The sequence below is a fragment of the Thermomonas brevis genome, assembly GCF_014395425.1.
Taxonomy (GTDB): domain Bacteria; phylum Pseudomonadota; class Gammaproteobacteria; order Xanthomonadales; family Xanthomonadaceae; genus Thermomonas; species Thermomonas brevis.
The window spans coordinates 501,922-523,724 of the sequence record NZ_CP060711.1 but is presented as its reverse complement, the minus strand read 5'-3'; the positions used below and the strand labels follow the sequence as shown (position 1 = coordinate 523,724).

Genomic DNA, 21,803 nt, shown 5'->3' with positions numbered 1-21,803 from the left:
TCGCCGGCATTCAGGGAGCAGGGTTTGCGCGCAGGCGGTTTCCTCATCGTGGCGCTGGTGCTGCTGGCGGGCTGCAAGCCGCAGCCGGCGGCGCCCGCGCTGGAGCGGGTGCCGGTGCCGAAGCAGGAACGGCTGCCCGCGCAGGAAGGGCGGGTGAGCATCAGTGGCGACGACGCGCTGGCCGGGGTGCTGAGCTGGACGCTGCCCGAGGTGCATGTCGACAGTCCGTCGAAGGCCCGCGCCGCCGCGCGCCGGGCGCTGGCGAAGGGCGACCTGTTCGAGACCGCGGACTCGGCCATCCCGCTGCTGCTGGCCTTGCAGAAGGCGCAGCCGGGCAACGAACAGGACGCGCACCTGCTGGAGAAGGCGCAGGCCGCGCTGCTGTCGCAGGCGTGGACGGCGCTGGCGGAGGACGAGGACCTGGCCTCGCTGCGCTACGCCCAGCGCCACGGCACGGTGCTGCGCACGCTGTGGCCGGCGCAGCCGGAGGTGCGGGAATACCTGGATGCGGTGGACCGGGTGGGGCAGGCGTTCGAACTGGGCATGGCCGGCGAGCGGGCCATGCGCGCCGGCAACCTGGACGCGCCGGGCGGCGCGCTGGAACTGTTTCGCAAGGCGCAGGCGCTGTGGCCGGCGCAGGCGCGCGCGCAGCGCGGCATCGCCGCGGTCGAATCGGCGCTGATCGTCGGCGCGCAGGCGAAGGCGGCGGCCGGCGATTTCAACGGCGCCTATCTGGAGCTGGCACGCGCGGAGCGGGTCCGCCACGACACGCAGACCATTCCCGCGGCGCGCGAACGCATCGAGGTGCTGCGCGCCGACCGCATCCGCCGGCTGGGCGACGAAGGGCTGATGGCGCTGGGCGATCCGGGCGGATTGCAGGTCGCGCGCGAGCGGCTGGCCGAAATGCTGAGCATCGCGCTGCCCGGCGACGCCGCCAGCGTGGCGCTGCGCCAGCGCATCGACCTGGTCGGCCATTACGGCCTGTTCCGCCCCGGCCAGGTGTTCACCGACGAGATGCCCGACGCCAGCCGCGGCCCGGAGCTGAGCGTGCTGCCGCGTGGCGGCTTCCTGATGGGCGCGGCGGCGGACGAGCCGGACGCCAGCGCGGACGAACAGCCGCGGCACCGGGTGGATTTCGAGCGCGGCTTCGCGATGACCCGGCGCGAGATCACGATCGGCCAGTTCCGCCGCTTCGTCGAGGCCACCGGCTACGTGCCGCGCGCCACCCAGCGCGGGCATTCGATGGCCTACGACGCGCGCAGCGGCAACTTCCTGCGCGGCAGCGGCATCGACTGGCGCTCCGGCTACGACGGCCGGCCGGCCGCCGACGGCATGCCGGTGATCCACGTCACCGCGCGCGACGCCGAGGCCTACGCGGCCTGGCTGTCGGAACAGACCGGCGTGCACTACCGGCTGCCCAGCGAGGCGGAGTTCGAATACGCCCTGCGCGCGGGCGTGCAGGGCCGCTATCCCTGGGGCAACGGCGCGCCGCCGGCGGAGTCGGAAAACCTGGCCGGCGGCCGCGACGTGTCGCCGCAGGGGCGACGCTGGAGCAATGCCTTCCCCGGCTACGGCGACGGCCGCTGGGGGCCGGCGCCGGCCGGCAGCTTCGCGCCCAACGCGTTCGGCCTGTACGACATGGCCGGCAACGTCAGCGAATGGGTGGCGGACTGCTGGCACAAGGGCTACCGGCGCGCGCCGGCGAACGGCGCGGCCTGGGTGAATCCGGGCTGCCGCACCCGCATGTACCGCGGCGGCTCCTGGGCCAGCGCGCCGGCGCAGGCGCGTTCGGCTTGGCGGATGTCGGGCGGCGTCGACGTCACCAACGCGCGGGTGGGGTTCCGGCTGGTGCGGCAGCTCTAGGGCGCTTTCCGACGATGCCGCGAAGCCGTGGCGCAGGGCGTCAGGTTCCGGCGATCCGATCTGGCCGGCGTGCACGCGGAACCCCATGGCACGCTCTAGTATTGCCCCTGGAAACGGGCGATCCGCTCAGGACGAGGAAGACACGATGAACCAGAATCCGTTGGGAAACCGCAGGGGCGGCCTGCGCATCTGGGTGCTGCTCGCGTTCGCCGCCTATGCGGCCTACTACTGGTTCTCCAACCGCAGCATCGACCCGCTGACCGGGCAGGCGGTGGTGATCGACAGGAGCATCTCGCCGGAGCAGGAAAAGGCGCTCGGCCTGCAGGCCTACCAGGAAGTGCTGCAGCAGGAGCGCCCCCTTCCTGCCGATGCGCAGGCATCGCAGCAGGTGGCGGCCATCGCGCAGCGGCTGATCGCCAAGATCCCGCCGGTGTCCGACGCGCTGGCCGCCGAACACGGCCTGCAGGCCAGCCACATCGAGAAGTCCTTCGACTGGAAGGTGACGGTGCTGCAGTCCGAGCAAGTCAACGCGTTCTGCCTGCCCGGCGGCAAGATGGCGGTCTATACCGGCCTGCTGCCGGTGGCGCAGAACGCCGATGCGATGGCGGTGGTGATGGGCCACGAGATCGCCCACGCCCTGTTGCGCCACGGCGCGCAGCGCATGACCCGCGGCAAGCTGGAACAGCTCGGGCAGATGGCCGGTGCGGCCAGCGGCATGGATTCGGGCACGCTGCAGACGGTGATGCAGGCCTACGGCTATGGCAGCGCGCTGCCGTACGCGCGCAGCCAGGAGACCCAGGCCGATGAACTGGGCCTGATGCTGGCCGCCGCCGCCTGCTTCGATCCGCGGCAGGCGGTGCCGCTGTGGGAGCGCATGGACAAGAACTCGGGCGGCGGCGCGCCGCCGGAATTCGCCTCCACCCACCCCAGCGCCGGCACCCGCATCCAGCAGCTGGAGGCGCTGATGCCGAAGGCGCTCGACTATCGCGCGAAGTTCTGCGAAAGCGCCGCCACCGCGGGCGCGGGCATGCGCTGATCCGGTTTTCGGAAGGCATGGCGGCCTACAGCCACCACGCCAGCGCGAACAGCCCCAGCATCGCGAACGCCAGCGCCAGCTTGAGCGCGGTGCCGAGCAGGATGCCGAGCCAGGTGCCGGCGCCGACCTTGGCGGCGTGGCCCAGCGTGTCCGCCTGCAGGTTGCGCCGATGCAGCAGTTCGCCGGCCACCGCGCCGGCGAACGGGCCGAGCAGCAGGCCGGGCAGGCCGAGGAAGATCCCGAACAGCGTGCCGATGGCGGCGCCGAGCATCGCCATCCGGCTGGCGCCGACGCGCTTGGCGCCGTGCGCGGTGGCCCAGAAATCCACCGCCACGGATATCAGGGTCAGCACCGCCAGCACGGCCAGCGTCGGCGCGCCGACGTGCCGGAAGTCGCCGGCCCACGCCGCCAGCAGCATGCCGGCGAACATCAGCGGCAGGCCGGGCAGCGCCGGCAGCACGGTGCCGGCCAGGCCCACCAGCACCAGCAGGGCGGCGATCAGGTAGTACAGCGCGGTCGGGTCCATGTCGCCTCGCATGCGGGGTGTCGAACCATTCTGCCAGCCGGACGCGCGAACGGCCCGCCGGGGGCGGGCCGTTCGTGGTGCAGCCGCGATGCGCTTATTGCAGGTAGGCCTGCCCGTTTTCGATGCGGACCCGCGAACCCTCGTGGAAGCCGGAGACGTTCATCTGCGTCACCGTGGTGGTGCGGCCGTCGTCCATGCGCACGTGCACGGTGTAACCGTCGCTGCGGTTCTTCTGGATCGCGTTGCCAGCAGCGGCGCCGGCGGCCGCGCCGGCCACCGCGGACAGGTTCTGGTTGCCCTTGCTGCCGCCGGTGTGCGAGGAAATCTCGTGGCCGGCCACCGCGCCGATGATGCCGCCGATGACCGCGCCCTTGGTGCCGGACGCGCCGCCCACGGTGATGCTGGTGACGGTGCCGCAGTTGCTGCAGGTGTTGCCGTAGCGGTTGCCGTAACCGCCGCCGTAGTCGTTGCCGTAGCTGGACGGCGCGGTGCTGGCGCAGCCGGTGCCGGCGCCCAGCGCCAGGGCGAGCGCGGCGGTGCCGAAGAGGGTGGGGATGCGAACGGCCATGTTCTTTCTCCTTCGATGGGGATGATCGCGGCGGGGCCGTGACACCCCGATCCTGTGCTCCGCTGCATGAACAGCGGCCGACATTCGCCCGATCCGGCGGCCGGCGCTCAGAGGGAGTTCACCGAGGTGGATGCGGCGTGAAGCCGGGGCCGCGTTCGCCGCCGGCCGGAAAAGCGAAGGCCGCCCGGAGGCGGCCTTCGTTCGGTGCCGGTCGGAGGTTCAGCCGCGGAAATCGCGGTGGCAGGCCTTGCAGGAATCGCCGAGCGATTTCATCGTCGCCGCCAGACTCTCGCAGCTCAGCGGCGGCGCCGCGATCGCCTTGTCGGCGGCGGCCCGCATCGCCGCGGCGGCGGTGCGGAAGCGCTCGTCGTCGCGCAGGTCGGGGAAGGCCGGTTCCAGATCATTGCCCATCGTCCGCAGCGCCTGCAGATGCGGCAGCACGTCGGTGGCGTTGCAGCGGTTCTGCTCCATCGCCGCCTTGAGCTGGCCCATGTGCCAGCCCTGCACTTCCATCAGCGCGCCGGGGAAATGGTCCTTGCGGGCTTCCAGCGCGCGCAGCAGCATCACCGTGGCGACCGCGCCGACCACCAGGCCGAGGATCAGCAGGAACAGGTAGCGCCCGGCGTTGGACGAACGTGCGGAAGCGGGCTTGGCGGGATCGGGATTGGACATGGCGTCTCCATGGCGATGGGCTGGGAGGGAAAGCGCGTCGATGGTGGCATACCCGCCGCGTTCCCGTAACCACTCGGCGCATCGGCCTCCGGTCCGGCAGGCCATACGCGTGGTGGCCGCCCCTTACCAGCCCATGTGGTGCCCGCCATTGATGTCGAGGTTGGAGCCGGTGATCCAGCCGGCCTGCTCGTCGGCCAGGAAGCCCACGCCGTAGGCGATCTCCTCCGGCGTGCCGAGGCGGCCGGTGGGGATGTCGGCGACGATCTTGGCGCGCACTTCCTCCGGCACCGCCATCACCATGTCGGTGGCGATGTAGCCGGGCGAGATGGTGTTGACGGTGACGCCGTTGCGGGCGTTCTCGCGCGCCAGCGAAATGGTGAAGCCGTGCATGCCGGCCTTCGCCGCCGCGTAGTTGGCCTGCCCGTACTGCCCCTTTAGGCCGTTGATCGAGCTGATCTGGATGACCCGGCCCCACTTGCGCTCGCGCATGCCCTCGATCACCGGGCGGGTGACGTTGAAGCAGGAGTTGAGGTTGGTGTTGATCACGTCGCCCCATTGGTCGGCCTTCATCTTGTGGAAGGTGCCGTCGCGGGTGATGCCGGCGTTGTTGACCAGGATGTCGATCGGGCCGAGCGTCGCCTCGACCTCGCGCACCATCGCCTCGGCCTCCTGCGGCGAGGTCACGTCGCCCTTGACGATGGCGACGTCGTAACCGTCCGCCTTCATCTTTTCCTGCCAGGCGCGCGCCTTCTCCTCGTTGCGGTAGTTGGTGGCGACCTTGTGGCCCATGCCGGCCAGGCGCTTGACGATGGCGGTGCCGATGCCGCCGGTGCCGCCGGTGACCAGTGCAACCCTGGAAGTCATGTACTGCTCCTTGAGAAATGCGCGGTGGGGAAGACGCTTCGCTTCGATTCTAGGCACGGCTGTTTGCATTTGCGTTGTGCGCTGCGGCGGAGACCGGCGGCGCCCGCGTCGGCACGCGTTCCAGGTGAAAGGCGGCGACGGCTTCGCGCAGGAACTCCGCTGTCGTCCGCGTCCGTTCGTCCGCCAGCGGCGCCTGCCCGAGGCAGGCCCACAGCAGGCGCAAGGTGGCTAGCGGATCGTCGAGGGACACCGGCAGCGCCGCCTCCGATTTCGACAGCTTCCGGCCGTCCGCGCCCAGCAGCAGCGGCAGGTGCGCGTAGCGCGGCGTCGGCAGGCCCAGCGCGCGCTGCAGCAGGCGCTGGCGCGGGGTGGAGTCCAGCAGGTCGGCGCCGCGCACCACGTCGGTGATGCCCTGCTCGGCGTCGTCCACCACCACCGCGAGCTGGTAGGCCCATAGGCCGTCGCTGCGGCGCAGGACGAAATCGCCGACCTCCGTGTCCACGCGCTGGACGATGCGGCCGTGCACGGCGTCGTCGAAGGCGATCTCGCAGCCGTCCGGCACGCGCAGGCGGATGGCGGGATCGGGCCGCGGCTGCGCGGCCACGCAGCGGCGGTGGATGCCGCCGACCGCCGCCAGCTCGCTGCGGCTGCAATGGCATTCGAAGGCGAGGCCGTCGGCCAGCAGGCGCTCCAGCGCGGCCAAGTAGAGGTGGCCGCGCTCACTCTGGTAGTCGACGCCGCCGTCCGGATGCAGGCCGAACGCGGCCAGCGTCGCCAACTGCGCCTGCGCCGCGCCGGCGACCTCGCGCGGCGGATCCACGTCCTCAATCCGCACCAGCCACTGCCCGCCGGCCTGCCGCGCCAGCAGCCAGCTGCCCAGCGCGGCCAGCAGCGAACCGGCGTGCAGCGGGCCGGTGGGCGACGGGGCGAAGCGGCCGCGATAGGCGGGCATGGCGTTCAGGGATCCGGATTGAATTGGCGTCACTGCGGCCACACTACCGGAACAGGCCGCGCATCCGGCGCGGCGACGCAACGGCGGAATTGTCCATGTTCAAGCGCGTGTCCTTGTTCCTTGCGACCAACCTGGCGGTGCTGGCGCTGGTCAGCATCGTGATGTCCATCCTCGGGGTGAACCCGCAGCAGTTCAACGGGCTGCTGGTGATGGCGGCGCTGTTCGGCTTCGGCGGCTCGATCGTCTCGCTGCTGATGTCGAAGTGGATCGCCAAGCGCACCACCGGCGCCCGCGTCATCGAGCAGCCGCGCAACGAGGCCGAGCAGTGGCTGCTGGCGACCGTGCGCCGGCAGGCCGAGGCGGCCGGCATCGGCATGCCCGAGGTCGCCATCTACGACGCGCCGGAAATCAACGCCTTCGCCACTGGCGCCAACCGCAACAACGCGCTGGTGGCGGTGTCCACCGGCCTGCTGCGGGCGATGAACCGCGACGAGGCCGAGGCCGTGCTGGGCCACGAGGTCAGCCACGTCGCCAACGGCGACATGGTGACGATGGCGCTGCTGCAGGGCGTGCTCAACACCTTCGTGATCGTGCTGGCGCGCGTGGTCGGCCGCGTGGTGGACGGGGCGATCGGCGGCAACCGCGACAGCGGCGGGCCGGGCTTCGGCTACTACATCATCGTGTTCGTGCTGGAGATGGTGTTCGGGCTGTTCGCCTCGATGATCGCGATGTGGTTCTCGCGCCACCGCGAGTTCCGCGCCGACGCCGGCGGCGCGGCGCTGGCCGGCCGCCAGAAGATGGTGGCGGCGCTGGAACGGCTGGCGCAGATGCACGGCGCCAGCACCCTGCCCAAGCAGGTGGCGGCGTTCGGCATCAGCGGCGGGGTGGGGCACGGCCTGCAGCGGCTGCTGATGAGCCATCCGCCGCTGGAGGAGCGCATCGCCGCGCTGCGGCAGGGCGGCTGAGGCGCAGGCAGGACGGCCTGCAAGAAGGGCATTGGGCGCGGATCGACGCGGATGGAGCCGATTCCAACGTCTTGATCCGCGTCTTCCGCGTCGATCCGCGTCGAAAAAGCTTCGCGCGTATGGCGATGCGTCAGGTGTCGAAGTCGTAGTTCATGTCCGGGCCGGCCACCGCCAGGAAGTTGCCTTCCGCGTAGTCGAGTCCCTGCATGAACAGGATGCTCATGCTGGCCGCGTCCTGCACGAACTCGGCGATGGTCAGGATGCCGAGGTCGCGCGCCTTCTGCGACAGCTCGCGCACGCGGTTCTGGTTGGCCGCGTTCTTCGCCAGGTCTTCCATGAAGCTGCGGTCGATCTTGACGTAGCCGGGCGTGAAATGGGACAGCAGCTGGAACGAATCCAGCCCCGCGCCGAACTGCTCCAGCACCAGCTTGCAGCCATGCTTGCCGATGGCGGCGGCGAAGTCCTGCGCCGCACGCAGGTTGATGAATACCTTGGATTCCGGCACCTGCACCAGCAGCGAGCCGCCGTCCACGCCGTGCGCGGCCAGCTGTTCGCCGATGAAGGCGGGCAGGCTGCCGTCCAGCAGCGAAGCCTGGGTGACCTTGACCAGCAGCGTCACCGGCTTGCCGGCGCGCTTGCGCTCGCCCAGCTTTTCGATGGCGTGGCCGATCACCCAGCGGTCGATCCGGCCCAGCAGGCCATGTTCCTCGGCGATGTGCAGGAAGCTCATCGGGGTCACAGTCTCGCCGGTGCCGGTGTCCAGCCGCAGGTAGGTCTCGTACATCGCCCGCGGTTCGCCCAGCAGGTGGATGATCGGCTGGTAGTGGAGCAGGAAGCGGTCGTTGTCCAGCGCATCGTGCAGGCGCTCCACCCAGGCCTGGATGCGTTCCTCCTCGGCGCGGTCGGTGGCGCTGGGGTCGAACACCTCGGCGTGGTTGCCGCCCACGCCCAGCGAGGACTGCACGCACTGGCTGGCCTTCGCCAGCACCTGGGTGACGCTGGCGATCTTCTCGCCGATCTGCACACCACCAATACTGGCGGTGATCGTGCTGGAGCTGCCGCCGACCTCGAACACCCGCGCGGCGAACGCGGCGAGGATGCGCTCGGCCAGGCGGGCGGTCTGGGTGTGGTCGCCGCGCGCCAGCACCGCGAAGCTGTGTTCGCTGAAGCGCGCGGCGTGCGCGCTGCCGTCGGCGAGCTGGTCGCCGACCACCTGGCGGATGCATTCGGCGATGGCGGCCAGCAGGTCGTCGGCGCAGTCCAGCCCGATCTCGTGGAGGATGCGCTGGTAGTTGTCCGGCTCCAGCAGCAGCAGGCCGTACTGGGCCTGACGCTGGGCGGCCTCGGCCACCGCGTCCTCCAGCACGCGCAGGAAGGTGGGGCGGTTGAGCAGGCCGGTGCTCTGGTCGCGCTGGCGCAGTTCCTCGACCTCGCGCGCCAGCTCCGGGTCCACCTCGGCGGCCTGGTGGCGGAAGATCACCTGCTGGCAGTGCTCGCCCTGGTACTGCGCGGCGGTGAACTCCATCACCGCCGGGAACTCGTTGCCGTCGATGTCGTGCGCGGTCAGCTCGTAGCGCGGCGGCGCTTCCTCGCCCTTGGACAGGCTCTTGAGCAGCGCCTTGAACGCGGTGACGTCGCCCGGCGCGACCAGGTCCAGCAGCGACATGCCCTCGATATCCTCGAACGACTCGAAGCCGAACATCTCCAGGTAGGCCTGGTTGGCGCGGATGTGCATGCCCTCGTGGATGTAGGCGATGGGCTCGCGCGAGGAGTCGATCAGCATGTCGCAGCGGCGCTGGGTCTCGCGCATCTGCGCTTCCAGCCGGCGCTGCGAGCGGCGCGACTCCAGCGCCTGCCATTCGGCGTGCACGGTCTTGAGGAACTGCTGCGGGCGGTCGCGCAGCGCCACCGCCTGCGCGCCCAGCGCCTGCACGTTCTCGAGGATGTCGTCGGTGACGCCGTCCAGCGTGGCCAGCAGCGACACGTCGCGGCCGCAGCCCATCACCGCCTTCGCCACCTGCTCGAACGGCAGCAGCGCCGAGGCGTAGTCGGCCACCACCATGTCCACCGGCTGCCGGGCCAGCATGTCCACCAGTTCGTCCAGCGATTCCGGGCGCAGCGGGCGCACCGCGGTGCCGGCGTTGCGCAGCCGGCTGACCAGGGCTTCGGCTTCGTTGACGAGGTCGGCGACCAGCATCAGTCGCAGTGCGATGTCTTTGCCTGTGGCCATGCGTGGAAACGGTCTTGCAGCGGTGTTGCGGACAGGCTACACCATCATCCCGTCGCGGCTGTAGACGCCTGCGCCAGCGGCGTCTTGCCGGGCTGGCCGGCGATTTCGCGCACCAGCTTCGGCACCAGGTAGCCCGGCAGGCGCGCCGCCAGCGCGGCGTGCAGGGCCAGCGCTTCGGCGTCGTCCACCTCGAAATGCGCCGCGCCGGCGACGCGGTCGAGCTGGTGCAGGTAGTAGGGCAGCACACCGGCTTCGTGACCGCGTTCGCACAAATTGGCCAGCGCCTCGACCGAGTCGTTGACGCCGCGCAGCAGCACCGCCTGGTTGAGTAGGGTGACCCCCGCCGCGCGCAGCGCCGCCATCGCCGCATCGACGGACGCATCGAACTCGTTGGCGTGGTTAGCGTGGACGACCAGCGCGACCGGCCACGGCAGGCCGCGCAGCCAGTCCAGCAGGCCGGCGTCGACGCGCTCGGGCAGCACGATCGGCAGGCGGGTGTGGATGCGCAGGCGGCGGACGTGCGGGATGGCGCGGAGGGCGTCGGTCAGCTCGGCCAGCTTGTGCTCGGCCAGCGACAGCGGGTCGCCGCCGGACAGGATCACCTCGTGGATCGAGGCGTCGCCCGCGATCAGCGCCACCGCTTCGCGCCAGCCGGCAGCGGCGGCAATGTCGTCGGCATAGGGATAGTGGCGGCGGAAGCAGTAGCGGCAGTTCACCGCGCAGCTGCCGGTGGCGATCAGCAGGGCGCGGCCGTTGTACTTGTGGATGACGCCGCCGCCGCGCCGGGCCGCCGCGTCGCCCACCGCATCCAGGCCGAAGCCGGGGACGAGGCGCTCTTCGTCCAGCACCGGCAGCACCTGCCGCAGCAGCGGATCGGCAGGGTCGCCGTAGTGCATGCGGGCGACGAAGCCGCGCGGCACCCGCAGCGGGAACTGCGCCGCGGCGGCGTCGGACAGGCCGTCGGCCAGCGATTCCAGCCCGAGCAGGGCCAGCAGCTCGCGCGGGTCGCGCACGGCATCGCGCCACAGCGCCTGCCAGCGGCGCGGCTCGGAGTGCTGCAAGGGGGTGGGGGCTGCGGGTATCATGTCGGGCTGCAAACACACCGTTCCGGCCGCGCCGGAACCCTCGGAAACCCACAGTTTAGCCGCCCTGCCGGGTGGCCCCAAGGAGTATCCATGGCCACCCTCGGCATGAACGACGTCAAATCCGGCCAGAAAATCCTGGTCAACAACGAGCCTGCGGTCATCTTCGAAACCGATTACGTGAAGCCGGGCAAGGGCCAGGCCTTCACCCGCGTGCGCTACCGCCAGATCCGCACCGGCCGCGTGCAGGAAATCACCATGAAGTCCACCGACTCGGTGGAAGCCGCCGACGTGGTCGATACCGACATGCAGTACCTGTACAACGATGGCGAGTACTGGCACTTCATGAACCAGGAAACCTTCGAGCAGGTGCAGGCCGACAAGGCCGGCGTCGGCGATGCTGCCAAGTGGATCAAGGGCGAGGAAGACTGCGTGGTCACCCTGTTCAACGGCAACCCGATCCAGGTGACGCCGCCGAACTTCGTCGAACTGAAGATCGTCGAGACCGATCCGGGCGTGAAGGGCGACACCGCCGGTACCGGCGGCAAGCCGGCCACGCTGGAAACGGGCGCGGTGGTGCGCGTGCCGCTGTTCGTCGGCCAGGATGAAGTCATCAAGGTCGATACCCGCAGCGGCGAGTACGTTTCGCGCGTGAAGTGATCCTGTTCCCTCCCTTGCGCCGCAGGCGCAGGGGAGGGCTAGGGTGGGGTGCTGTTGATCTTGCCCTGGATCGGGCGCGGCAAGGGCACCGAAAAGCACCCCTCCCCAACCCTCCCCTGCGCCTGCGGCACAAGGGAGGGAGAAGAGCAAAGCCATGACGGAAAGTACTTCGCAGTCCTGCGATCTGATCATCGAAGCCGGCTGGGTGGTGCCGGTCGTCCCGCACGGCGTGGTCCTCGAGGATCACGCCGTCGCCGTTTCCGGGGATCGCATCGTCGCGGTGCTGCCCATCAGTGAGGCGCGCGCGCGCTTCGCCGCGAAGGAAACCGTCTCGCGCCCCGACGCCGCGCTGATCCCCGGCCTCGTCAACGCCCACACCCACAACCCGATGACGCTGCTGCGCGGCGTCGCCGACGACCTGCCGCTGATGACCTGGCTGCGCGAGCACATCTGGCCGGTGGAAGCGGCGGTGATCGGGCCGGAGTTCGTGGCCGACGGCATGACGCTGTCGATCGCCGAGATGCTGCGCGGGGGCACCACCTGCGCCAACGAGAACTACTTCTTCCCCGACGTGCAGGCCGCCGTCTACAGGAAGCACGGCTTCCGCGCGCGGGTCGGCGCGGTGATCATCGATTTCCCCAGCGCGTGGGCGAAGACCGACGACGAATACTTCGACCGCGCCTGCGAACTGCACGATGCCTGGCGCGGCGATCCGCTGGTCGGCACCGCGTTCGCCCCGCACGCGCCGTACACGGTCAACGACGCCAACTTCGAGCGCGTGCGGATGCTGTCCGACCAGCTCGACGTGCCGGTGCATCTGCACACCCACGAGACCGCGCAGGAAGTGGCGGATTCGATCAAGCTGCACGGCCAGCGCCCGCTGGCGCGGCTGGATCGCCTCGGGCTGGTCAACGACCGCCTGATCGCGGTGCACATGACCCAGCTCCTTGATGCCGAAATCCACCTCTGCGCCGAGCGCGGCGTCAGCGTGGTGCACTGCCCGGAATCCAACCTCAAGCTGGCCTCGGGCTTCTGCCCGGCATGCGCGCTGCTGAAGGCCGGGGTGAACCTCGCCATCGGCACCGACGGCTGCGCCAGCAACAACGACCTCGACATGTTCGGCGAGACGCGTACCGCCGCACTGCTGGGCAAGGCGGTCGCCAACGACGCGGCCGGCTTCTCCGCGTTTGAGGCGCTGCGCGCGGCCACGCTGGGCGGCGCGAAGGCGCTGGGCTTCGACGACCGCATCGGCAGCATTGAAATCGGCAAGCAGGCCGACCTGGTCTGCGTCGATCTGTCGGCGCTCGAAACCCAGCCGTTGCACCACGTCGCCTCGCAGCTCGTCTACGCGGCCGGCCGCCAGCAGGTCAGCGACGTGTGGATCGCCGGCGTGCGCAAGCTGCGCGAACGCGCGCTGGTGGACATGGACATCGACGCCATTGTCGCCAATGCGCGGCAGTGGCGCGAACGGATCGCGAAGGTGCGGGCATGAACGCGGAAGCAGGCAACTATTCCCAGGCCGAACTCGACAAGTTCGACGACCTCGCCCAGCGCTGGTGGGATCCGGACGGCCCGCAGAAGGCGCTGCACGCGCTGAATCCCGCGCGGCTGGGCTACGTGGCCGAGCGCACGACGCTGCGCGACGCCAGGGTGCTGGACGTGGGCTGCGGCGGCGGCCTGCTCAGCGAGGCGCTGGCGAAGTCGGGCGCGCAGGTGACCGCCATCGACCTCGCGCCGAACCTGCTGAAGGTGGCGCGCCTGCACGGCCTCGAGCTCTCCCAGCAACAGCCCGGCATCAAGGTCGAATACCGGCAGATGCCGGTGGAAGCGCTGGCCGGGGAAGCGCCGGCCTCGTTCGATGCCGTCACCTGCATGGAGATGCTGGAGCACGTCCCCGATCCGGCCTCCATCGTCCGTGCCTGCGCGACGCTGCTGAAGCCCGGCGGACGCCTGTTCCTCTCGACGCTGAACCGCACCCCGGCGGCGTTCGCGCTGGCGATCGTCGGCGCGGAATACGTCGCCCGCCTGTTGCCCAAGGGCACCCACCAGTACCGCGACTTCATCAAGCCGTCGGAACTGGCGCGCCTGCTGCGCGACGCCGGGCTGGAGCTGGAGGACGTCAGCGGGCTGATGTACCAACCGTGGCGCAACCGCGCGCGGATCGTGCGCCGCACCGACGTGAACTATCTGGCCTGCGCGCGCAAGCCGGAATGAGCGCGCCGACGTTTCCGAAGCTGATGCTGTTCGACCTCGACGGCACCCTGCTCGACAGCGCGCCGGACATGGCCGCCACCGTCAATCGGATGCGCGCCGCGCGTGGGCAGGGCGTGATGCCGCTGGCCGAGCTGCGCCCGCACGTATCGAAAGGCTCGCGGGCGATGAGCGCGGCGGCGTTTCCCGAACTGGGCGGCGACGTCCCGCCGGAGCTGATCCGCGAGTTCCTCGACACCTACGAACAGGAGCTGGGCAGGCACAGCGTCCTGTTCGACGGCGTGGCCGAACTGCTGGATGCCATCGAGGCCGCCGGCAGCCGCTGGGGCATCGTCACCAACAAGCCGGAATATCTGGCGAAGCAGATCGTGCCCGCGCTCGGCTGGGATGCGCGCTGCGCCGTCCTGATCGGCGGCGACACCCTGCCGCAGCGCAAGCCGCATCCGCTGCCGCTGCTGCACGCGGCGCAGGCGCTGGAGACCGCCATCGCCGACTGCGTCTACGTGGGCGACGACCAGCGCGACATCGACGCCGCCCGCGCCGCCGGCATGCGTTCGGTGGTGGCGTTGTGGGGCTATCGCCCGGACGGCGACGATCCGGCCGGGTGGGGCGGCGATGCGATGGCGGAGACGGCGCGCGCGCTGCTCGATGGAATCGCGATGCCCTGAGCGGCGCAAGCTTCGCTCCGATCCCGTACGCATCGCGCCGGCTTTCGTTGCATGGGGCATCGAACGCGCCTCGCTCCGGCGCGCGCGGCGCTGCCGAATGGATGCCCGACAGCCCGCAGCCACCCTCCGCCTACAATTTCCCCATGACCGACAGCGCTTCCCTCGACAGTTTTCTCGCCAAATGGCAGGCGCAGTGGCCGGAATGGGCCGTGGCCGAGGTGTTCCTGCCGGCGGCGCAGCGCCAGCGCGCGCGCGCCTGGCTGGCCCTGCGCGGCGAGCTGGCCGAGGCCGCCTGGGGCGGCGAAGACCCGACGCCCGGCGCGGCCAAGCTGGGCTGGTGGGAGGAGGAACTGGCCGGCTGGTCGCGCGGCGCGCGCCGGCATCCGCTGGGGCTGGCCTTGCAGAAGCAGCCTGCCGACTGGCGGATGCTGGCCGACGCCATCCCGGCGCTGCGCGCCAGCCGCCATCCCGAGGGCGATCGCGCGGCGGCGCTGCGCGGGCTGGAACCGTTCGCCGCTGCGGTGTCGGCGGTCTCGGCGGAATTGTTCGATGCGGCGCCCGCGTCCGCGCTGGCGATGGCCGACGCGCTGCTGGCCGAGTGGGTGCTGCGCCTGCCGGAGCGCGGGATACCGGCCGCCGGAACCGACGTATCCAGCCTGCTGGCGCTGCCCCCGCTGCGAGACGGCGCGCGCCCGGAGCGCCTCCATGCAGCGCTGGTGCACGGCCGCCTGCGCCGCCTGTCCCGTGGCCGTTCGGGGCCGATGCCGCCGCCGGCGGTTCTGTTCGCCGCCTGGCGCGCCGCCCGCGGTTGAGGCTCGCGCGCCAAGGCGCCGCGCCGGCCGGAAATGAACCGGCCCGGCAATGCACCGGACTGTTGCGCGGGCGCGCGCGCCGGTGCCGGTACAATGTCGCAATGCACAAGAGCTTCTCCCCGGCCGCGCTGCCCGATGTCGCCTTCGACGCGGTCGCGCTGGCGCGCCCGCTGGACTGGGTGGGCATGGACGGCATGGCGCTGCCGATCCGCCTCGCCGGCGACGCCGGCCAGCCGCTGCTGACGCCCGCCAGCGTCGACGTGGCGGTGGATCTGGGCGACGCCGCCGCGCGCGGCATCCACATGTCGCGCCTGTACCTGCAACTGCAGCAGGGCCTGGCCAACGAGACGCTGGGCGCGCCGTCGCTGCGCCGGCTGCTGGACGCCTGCATCGCCTCGCAGAACGGGCTGGCGACGCGCGCGCGGCTGCGCCTGCGCTACGAACACCTGCTGCTGCGCAAGGCGCTGCTCAGCGACAACGCCGGCTGGAAGCGCTATCCGGTCGAGGTGGAGGCCGAACTGGCCGACGGCCACCTGCGGCTGACGCTGGCGTTCTCGGTCGAATACTCCAGCACCTGTCCGGCCTCCGCCGCGCTGTCGCGCCAGGCCAACGCGCAGCGCTTCGCCGGCGACTTCGGCGACGCCGCGAGCGTGCCGACCGCGAGCGTGCGCGACTGGCTGGAAAGCGGTCGCGGCCTGGCCGCCACCCCGCACGCGCAGCGCAGCCGCGCCGAGATCCGCGTGGAACTGCGCCCGGCGTTCGACGAATTGCCGCTGGCCTCGCTGGCGGACGCGCTGGAAACCGCGCTGGGCACGCCCGTGCAGACGGCGGTGAAGCGCGAGGACGAGCAGGCGTTCGCGCTCGCCAACGCCGCCAACCTGATGTTCTGCGAGGATGCCGCGCGCCGGGTGGCGTCGGTGCTCGCCGCCGACGCGCGCGTCGCCGCTTGGAGCGCGCGGGTGGCCCACTTCGAGAGCCTGCACCCGCACGACGCCGTGGCCAGCGTCAGCGGCAGGAACGCCTGACTCAATCGCCCTTGCGCGCCTGTTCGGGCGGGCCGATCTTCAATCCGGCCAGGCAAGGCATGGTCAGGTTCGTCGCGAAGGCATCCGCTTCCGCACCGGCAATCCGGCCGCTTGCCTTGTAGTACCAGACGACGCCATCGGGCGTCGGGCCGTGCTGGACGAGCGATGCCGGGACCGTTCCGGGCAGGGGGCGCAGACCTGCCTGCTCGAGCATCCGGTCGAATCGCACGCATGTTGCCGTGGGAAGGATGGCGAGGAAGCCGTCGACGGCGTATGTGCCGTATTCGACTGAGGAGATGCCCGTGCGCTCCGCCAACTCCGCGACCGGCGTGAATACCAGCGTCTTGGGATACGTCAGCGGTTTGAGAGTCGGGGCCTGATCGTAGAGTTCCAGCAAGGTGCGCAGCCGGTTCGGGCCCGCCAGCTTCGAGACGCTGCCGAGGAAGCGCGCAACTTCATCGCGGGGTTGCGCGGCATCGGCAAGCGCCTTGTCTTCGGCCGCGATTGCCTGGCCGGCGCCGCCGCTTGCCGCCGCGAGCCAGAACAGCAGCAATGCCGCGCGGCGCATCAGCGGTCGAACGTCAGCCGCTGTCCCTGCGGCGCGCCGACCAGCTTCTCGCCGTCCCAGGCCAGCACGCCGTTGACCCAGGTGGAGGCGATCCGCGAGCGGAAGGTCATGCCCTCGAACGGCGACCAGCCGCATTTGCTCAGCACGTCGGAGCGTTGCACGGTGAACGGCGTGTCCTCCACCAGCACCAGATCGGCGGCGTAGCCTTCGCGCAGGAAGCCGCGCCGTTCGACGTCGAACAGCTGCGCCGGCGCATGGGCGAACTTCTGCACCACCTGCGCGGTGGTCAGCAGGCCATCGTGCACCTTCTCCAGCGCCAGGTTCAACGCATACTGCACCAGCGGCAGGCCGCTGGGCGCGTCGATGTACGGCTTGTTCTTCTCTTCCAGCGTGTGCGGCGCGTGGTCGGTGGCGAGCACGTCCAGCACGTCGTCGGCCAGCGCGCGGATGATGGCGTCGCGGTCGCTCACGTCCTTGATCGCCGGGTTGCACTTGATGAAGTTGCCGAGGCGCGCGTAGTCGGGGCGGGCGAAGTGCAGGAAGTGCACGCAGGTCTCGGCGGTGATCTGCTTGCGGCTGCCGTCGGCGCGGATCAGCGGGCCCTTCTCGAACAGCGCCAGTTCGTCGGCGGTGCTGATGTGCAGCACGTGCAGGCGGGTGCCGTGGCGGCGCGCCAGCTCCAGCGCGAGGCGGGTGGACTTGATGCAGGCCTCGCGCGAGCGGATGTCCGGGTGGCATTCCACCGGGATGTCGTCGCCGTACTTCGCCCGGTATTCGGCGAGGGTGGCGTCGATCATCGGGGTGTCTTCGCAGTGGGTGATGATCGGCACCGGCGTGTCGCGGAAGATCGCGTCCAGCGTGGCCGGGTCGTCCACCAGCATGTTGCCGGTGGATGCGCCCATGAACACCTTGATGCCGGGCGCGGCCTTCGGATCGAGCGCGCGGATCGCTTCCAGGTTGTCGTTGCTGGCGCCATGGTAGAAGCCGTAGTTGCCCCAGGCGCGGCCGGCGGCGCGACGGTACTTGTCCTCCAGCGCCGCGCTGTCCAGCGTCGGCGGCCGGGTGTTCGGCATGTCCATGAAGCTGGTCAGGCCGCCGGCCACAGCCGCCGCGGATTCGGTGGCGATGTCGGCCTTGTATTCCATGCCCGGTTCGCGGAAATGCACCTGGTCGTCGATCATGCCGGGCAGCAGGCGGCGGCCGTTGGCGTCGATGACGGTTTCGCCGGGCTTCGCGGCGAGGCCGTCGCCGATCAATTCGATGCGGCCATCGGCGAAGCGCAGGTCGCCGTCGAATTCGCGGCCTTCGTTGACCAGCCGGGCGTTGACGATCAGGGTGGAAGTCATGGGGAGTCCTGTGCGGGCGGCACGGGGTCGTGCCCGCCGGGGTGGAGGGGATGGCAGCGGCCGATGCGGCGGACCGCCAGCCAGCTGCCCTTGAGCGCGCCGAAGCGGCCGATGGCTTCCATCGCGTATTCCGAGCACGTCGGGACGAACCGGCAGCGCGTCCCCAGCAGGGGGCTGATCCAGCGCTTGTAGCCGCGCAGCAGCGCGATGAGGAGTCTGTCGATCACGGACCGATCACGGGGCAGGGAGGCGGCGAGCCGGGCAAGTCCTGCGCGGTTGCCGCCTTGCGCGTAGCAGGGTATAACAGCGCGCCTTCCCGCCTCAAGGGAAAACGAAGGAATACCTGGACGTGGCAGCGAAGAAACCCGCCAAGAAGGCCGCCAAGCCGGCCAAGAAGGTCGCCCCGGCGAAGAAGCCGGCTCCCGCCAAGAAGGCCGCCAAGCCCGCGGCCAAGAAGCCGGTCGCGGCGAAAAAGGCCGTTCCGGCGAAGAAGGCCGCCGTCGTGAAGAAGGCGGCGGTGGCGAAGAAGGTCGTCGCCAAGAAGGCGGCCAAGCCGGCGCCGAAGAAGCCCGCGCCCAAGCCGGCCGCCAAGCCGGCGGCGAAGAAATCCGCGCCGGTCGCAAAACCGGCCGCGAAGCCCGTGGCCAAGGCCGCGACCGCGACGAAGAAGCCCGCGCCCGCGAAGCAGCCGGCCAAGCAGCCGGCGGTCGTGGCGAAGGCCAAGGACACGACGAAGAAGACCGTCCCCGCGCCGGAGCCGCAGAAGGCGGCCAAGGTCGCGCCGGCGGCCCCCAAGAAAGACGCACAGAAGCCCGTGGCCCCGCCGGCAGCGAAGCCGGCGCCGGTCGCGGTCAAGAAAGAAGGGAAGGTGATGGTAGCGGTGAAGAAGAAGTCCGAAGGCCAGTCCGCGCCGAAGGGCAAGCACAAGGTCGTGCCGTATCAGGTGGACGAAGCCACCGGTCGCCCGATCCTGCCGGCCGGCTACAAGCCGTCGGCGGACGAGGAATACATGAATCCGCTGCAGCTGGAATATTTCCGCCAGCGGCTGCTGCAATGGCGCGCGGACCTGGTCGAAGAGTCCAAGCAGACCATCGAGAACCTGAAGGAAGAAGTGCGCGACATCGGCGACGAGGCCGAGCGCGCCACCCGCGAGACCGAGAACTCGCTGGAACTGCGCACCCGCGACCGCTACCGCAAGCTGATCGGCAAGATCGACAGCACGCTCAAGCGCGTGGACAGCGGCGAGTACGGTTTTTGCGTCGACACCGGCGAGGAGATCGGCCTGGACCGCATGGAGGCCCGCCTGACCGCGGAGCGCACCATCGACGCGCAGGAACGCTGGGAGCATTCGCAGAAGTTGATGGGCGACTGAACTCCCGCGGCTTCGCCTCGAAACGGAAAGCCCCGCTCAGGCGGGGCTTTTTCGTGGACGCGGATCGGTGCGCGCGCAGGCCGAAACGAACAGCGCCCCCGAAGGGGCGCCGTCGAAACCGCGATGCGGCGGGGCTTACTTGCTGTCCAGCCCGCGCTGCTCCAGCAGCGGCTCGATCTTCGCTTCGTAACCGGCGAAGTTGGGGAACAGCTTGCCGGGCTCGATCTCGCCGCCCGGCGCCAGCACCTTGGCGCGCAGGTGGTCGCCGTTCTCCAGGCTCAGGCCGCCGTGCTCGCGGATGTACTTCGAGGTGTTCGCCGCCAGCACTTCCGACCAGATGTAGGCGTAGTAGCCGGCCGCGTAGCCGCCCATGATGTGGCTGAAGTAGGGCGTGCGGTAGCGCGGCGGCACCGGCGCGTAGTCGAAGCCGTCGGCCTTCAGCGCGTCGGCCTCGAACGCCATCACGCCGGAGGCGGCGGGGATCCTGTCCATCGGCAGCTGGTGCAGGCGCTGGTCGAGCATCGCCGCTTCCAGGTATTCGGTGGTGGCGAAGCCCTGGTTGAACTTCGACGCCGCGATCACCTTGTCCAGCAGCGCCTGCGGCATCGCCTCGCCGGTCTGGTAGTGCCTGGCGTAGTGCGCCAGCACTTCCGGCCAGTCGGCCCACATCTCGTTGACCTGCGACGGGTATTCGACGAAGTCGCGCGGCACGTTCATCGAGAAGTACGGGTAGCGCACGTCCTGGAAGAAGCCGTGCAGCGCGTGGCCGAACTCGTGGAACGCGGTGGTGACCTCGTCCCAGGTCAGCAGCGTGGGCTTGCCGGCGGACGGCTTGGGGATGTTGAGGTGGTTGGCGACGACCGGCTTCTCGCCGGTCAGCGCGGCCTGCGCCACGTAGGTGTTCATCCACGCGCCGCCGCGCTTGGAGGCGCGCGCGTACGGGTCCCAGATGAAGATGGCGAGGCGCTTGCCGTCCTTGTCGAACACGTCGTAGGTCCACGTGTCCGGGTGGTACTTCGGCAGGTCGGTGCGCTCCTTGAAGCTGATCCCGTACAGCTTGTTGGCGGCATAGAACACGCCGTTCTCCAGCACGTTCTTCATCTCGAAGTACGGCTTGAGCTGGCTCTCGTCGAAGCTGTACTTCGCGGCGCGCACCTTCTCGCTGTAGTACGACCAGTCCCACGGCTGCAACTGGAACGACGGCTGGCCCTTGGCCTGCTGGTCGGCGTCGATCATCGCCTGCAGGTCGGCGCCCTCGCGGCGGGCGTTGGCCACCGCCTTGGGCGCCAGCTGGCGCAGCATGGCGTTGACGTTGTCCTGGTTGGCGGCGGTCTCGTCGGCCAGCACGTAGTTGGCGTAGGTGTCGTAGCCCAGCAGCGCGGCGCGTTCGGCGCGCAGCTTGAGCACCTGCGAGATGATGGCGGTGTTGTCGAACTTGTTGCCGCGGCTGCCGCGCGCCACCGACGCCTCGTGGATGCGCTCGCGCAGGGCGCGGTCCTCCAGCTGCGTTTCGGCCGGCTGGCCGGTGGTGTTGAGCAGGGCGATCACGTACTTGCCCTCCAGCTTGCGGGCCTTGGCGGCTTCGGCCGCGGCGGCGATCTGCTCGTCGCTGAAGCCCTTGAGCGCGGCGGCGTTGTCCACCACCACGGCGGAGTCGTTCACCTCGGCCAGCACGTTCTGGTCGAACTGGGTGCCGAGCTTGGACAGCTCGGTGTTGATCGCGCGCACGCGCGCCTTCTGCGCGTCGGTCAGCGCGGCGCCGGCGCGGACGAAGTCCTGGTAGCGCTTCTCCAGCAGGCGGCGGTCCACCGGATCCAGGCCGAGGGTGTCGCGGGCGTCGTACAGCGCCTTGATCCGCGCGAACAGCTTCGGATTCAGCGCGATGGCGTCGCTGTGGGCGGAGAACTTCGGCGCGTAGTCGGTTTCGAGCTTCTCGCGGGCGTCGTTCTTGTCGGTGCCGACCAGGTTGAAGAACACGCTGGTGGCGCGGCTCAGCACCTGGCCGCTCTTTTCCATCGCCACGATGGTGTTCTGGAAGGTCGGCTGCGCCGGATCGTTGGCGATCGCGTCGATTTCCTTCAGCTGCTGGGCCATGCCGGCGTCGAAAGCGGGACCGAAGTCGCTGTCCTTGATCCTGTCGAACTGCGGGTAGTTCAGGTCCAGCGTGCTGGGTGCGGCGAACGGGCCGCTGTAGGCGGTAGTCATCGAAGCCTCCTGCTTCTTCTGCGCGGCTTGGGCGGCGTTGCCGCCCAGGCTGGCGGCGATGGCGAGCGCAAGCGCGCAGGCGATGGGTCGGTTCATGCGGGTCTCGGTGGTCCGGAAGGCAGCGGCAAGGGTAGCGCATGGGCGGCGGAGGGGGATGTGCAGGAGGCCATGGCCGGCC

21 protein-coding genes are annotated in these 21,803 nt (G+C 70.3%); 10 read left to right on the top strand and 11 right to left on the bottom strand.

The window, feature by feature from the left end; all coding sequences use genetic code 11:
• Nucleotides 1-24: 24 nt before the first annotated feature.
• On the top strand, nucleotides 25-1,863 hold the full coding sequence (locus H9L17_RS02420; RefSeq protein WP_246455144.1) for a formylglycine-generating enzyme family protein: 1,839 nt from the start codon (nucleotides 25-27) through the stop codon (nucleotides 1,861-1,863).
• Between the two features lie 145 nt (nucleotides 1,864-2,008).
• Entirely contained in the window at nucleotides 2,009-2,899 is an 891-nt protein-coding gene (locus H9L17_RS02415) for a M48 family metallopeptidase (RefSeq protein ID WP_187570790.1), read from the top strand.
• Nucleotides 2,900-2,924: 25 nt separating this feature from the next.
• Here the strand turns inward: H9L17_RS02415 and H9L17_RS02410 are convergent, their stop codons facing one another.
• From H9L17_RS02410 to gluQRS, 5 genes are all read right to left on the bottom strand, one after another.
• Nucleotides 2,925-3,425, bottom strand: a complete 501-nt coding sequence (locus tag H9L17_RS02410; RefSeq protein WP_187570789.1) for a DUF456 domain-containing protein — start codon at nucleotides 3,423-3,425, stop codon at nucleotides 2,925-2,927.
• 94 nt (nucleotides 3,426-3,519) lie between these two features.
• The gene (locus tag H9L17_RS02405; protein ID WP_187570788.1) at nucleotides 3,520-3,993 is read right to left on the bottom strand and encodes a glycine zipper 2TM domain-containing protein; all 474 of its coding nucleotides are present in this window, start codon (nucleotides 3,991-3,993) and stop codon (nucleotides 3,520-3,522) included.
• A 219-nt stretch (nucleotides 3,994-4,212) separates the two neighbouring features.
• Entirely contained in the window at nucleotides 4,213-4,665 is a 453-nt protein-coding gene (locus tag H9L17_RS02400; RefSeq protein WP_187570787.1) for a cytochrome c, read from the bottom strand.
• A 123-nt stretch (nucleotides 4,666-4,788) separates the two neighbouring features.
• Nucleotides 4,789-5,529 (bottom strand): acetoacetyl-CoA reductase, encoded by a 741-nt coding sequence (gene phbB, locus H9L17_RS02395; protein ID WP_187570786.1) that lies wholly within the window; start codon nucleotides 5,527-5,529, stop codon nucleotides 4,789-4,791.
• Between the two features lie 49 nt (nucleotides 5,530-5,578).
• A complete protein-coding gene (gluQRS, locus tag H9L17_RS02390) occupies nucleotides 5,579-6,481 on the bottom strand; it encodes a tRNA glutamyl-Q(34) synthetase GluQRS (protein WP_187570785.1) in 903 nt (300 codons plus the stop codon).
• Nucleotides 6,482-6,576: 95 nt separating this feature from the next.
• Between gluQRS and htpX the strand changes: the two genes are divergently transcribed.
• Nucleotides 6,577-7,446: a protease HtpX gene (htpX, locus tag H9L17_RS02385; protein ID WP_187570784.1), complete on the top strand. Its 870-nt coding sequence runs from the start codon at nucleotides 6,577-6,579 to the stop codon at nucleotides 7,444-7,446.
• 130 nt (nucleotides 7,447-7,576) lie between these two features.
• On the opposite strand, the gene H9L17_RS02380 is transcribed toward htpX, so the two are convergent.
• On the bottom strand, nucleotides 7,577-9,676 hold the full coding sequence (locus H9L17_RS02380; protein ID WP_187570783.1) for an EAL domain-containing protein: 2,100 nt from the start codon (nucleotides 9,674-9,676) through the stop codon (nucleotides 7,577-7,579).
• A gap of 44 nt (nucleotides 9,677-9,720) precedes the next feature.
• Nucleotides 9,721-10,761: an EF-P beta-lysylation protein EpmB gene (epmB, locus tag H9L17_RS02375; protein ID WP_187570782.1), complete on the bottom strand. Its 1,041-nt coding sequence runs from the start codon at nucleotides 10,759-10,761 to the stop codon at nucleotides 9,721-9,723.
• A 90-nt stretch (nucleotides 10,762-10,851) separates the two neighbouring features.
• On the opposite strand from epmB, the gene efp reads away from it, so the two are divergent.
• The 6 genes from efp (at nucleotide 10,852) to folE2 (ending at nucleotide 16,134) form a co-directional block, all read left to right on the top strand.
• Nucleotides 10,852-11,418 (top strand): elongation factor P, encoded by a 567-nt coding sequence (gene efp, locus H9L17_RS02370; RefSeq protein ID WP_187570781.1) that lies wholly within the window; start codon nucleotides 10,852-10,854, stop codon nucleotides 11,416-11,418.
• Nucleotides 11,419-11,572: 154 nt separating this feature from the next.
• Complete coding sequence (locus H9L17_RS02365; protein ID WP_187570780.1) at nucleotides 11,573-12,910, top strand: TRZ/ATZ family hydrolase; 1,338 nt, start codon at nucleotides 11,573-11,575, stop codon at nucleotides 12,908-12,910.
• Nucleotides 12,907-13,632, top strand: a complete 726-nt coding sequence (gene ubiG / locus H9L17_RS02360; RefSeq protein WP_187570779.1) for a bifunctional 2-polyprenyl-6-hydroxyphenol methylase/3-demethylubiquinol 3-O-methyltransferase UbiG — start codon at nucleotides 12,907-12,909, stop codon at nucleotides 13,630-13,632. Before H9L17_RS02365 ends, ubiG begins: the two co-directional genes overlap by 4 nt.
• Entirely contained in the window at nucleotides 13,629-14,297 is a 669-nt protein-coding gene (gph, locus tag H9L17_RS02355; RefSeq protein WP_187570778.1) for a phosphoglycolate phosphatase, read from the top strand. Before ubiG ends, gph begins: the two co-directional genes overlap by 4 nt.
• A gap of 143 nt (nucleotides 14,298-14,440) precedes the next feature.
• Entirely contained in the window at nucleotides 14,441-15,109 is a 669-nt protein-coding gene (locus H9L17_RS02350; protein WP_187570777.1) for an isoprenoid biosynthesis enzyme family protein, read from the top strand.
• Between the two features lie 101 nt (nucleotides 15,110-15,210).
• The gene (folE2, locus tag H9L17_RS02345; protein WP_187570776.1) at nucleotides 15,211-16,134 is read left to right on the top strand and encodes a GTP cyclohydrolase FolE2; all 924 of its coding nucleotides are present in this window, start codon (nucleotides 15,211-15,213) and stop codon (nucleotides 16,132-16,134) included.
• A 1-nt stretch (nucleotide 16,135) separates the two neighbouring features.
• Here the strand turns inward: folE2 and H9L17_RS02340 are convergent, their stop codons facing one another.
• Genes H9L17_RS02340 through yidD form a run of 3 tightly spaced genes read right to left on the bottom strand, consistent with a single transcriptional unit; the run spans nucleotide 16,136 to nucleotide 18,275 of the window.
• The gene (locus H9L17_RS02340; RefSeq protein ID WP_187570775.1) at nucleotides 16,136-16,702 is read right to left on the bottom strand and encodes a hypothetical protein; all 567 of its coding nucleotides are present in this window, start codon (nucleotides 16,700-16,702) and stop codon (nucleotides 16,136-16,138) included.
• On the bottom strand, nucleotides 16,702-18,048 hold the full coding sequence (locus tag H9L17_RS02335) for a dihydroorotase (RefSeq protein ID WP_187570774.1): 1,347 nt from the start codon (nucleotides 18,046-18,048) through the stop codon (nucleotides 16,702-16,704). Before H9L17_RS02335 ends, H9L17_RS02340 begins: the two co-directional genes overlap by 1 nt.
• The gene (yidD, locus tag H9L17_RS02330) at nucleotides 18,045-18,275 is read right to left on the bottom strand and encodes a membrane protein insertion efficiency factor YidD (RefSeq protein ID WP_187570773.1); all 231 of its coding nucleotides are present in this window, start codon (nucleotides 18,273-18,275) and stop codon (nucleotides 18,045-18,047) included. The genes H9L17_RS02335 and yidD overlap by 4 nt, the downstream gene beginning before the upstream one ends.
• 122 nt (nucleotides 18,276-18,397) lie before the next feature.
• Between yidD and dksA the strand changes: the two genes are divergently transcribed.
• Nucleotides 18,398-19,420, top strand: coding sequence for an RNA polymerase-binding protein DksA (dksA, locus tag H9L17_RS02325; RefSeq protein WP_187570772.1), 1,023 nt, complete (start codon nucleotides 18,398-18,400; stop codon nucleotides 19,418-19,420).
• A gap of 135 nt (nucleotides 19,421-19,555) precedes the next feature.
• Here the strand turns inward: dksA and H9L17_RS02320 are convergent, their stop codons facing one another.
• Nucleotides 19,556-21,709, bottom strand: coding sequence for a M3 family metallopeptidase (locus tag H9L17_RS02320; RefSeq protein ID WP_425507436.1), 2,154 nt, complete (start codon nucleotides 21,707-21,709; stop codon nucleotides 19,556-19,558).
• Between the last annotated feature and the right edge of the window lie 94 nt (nucleotides 21,710-21,803).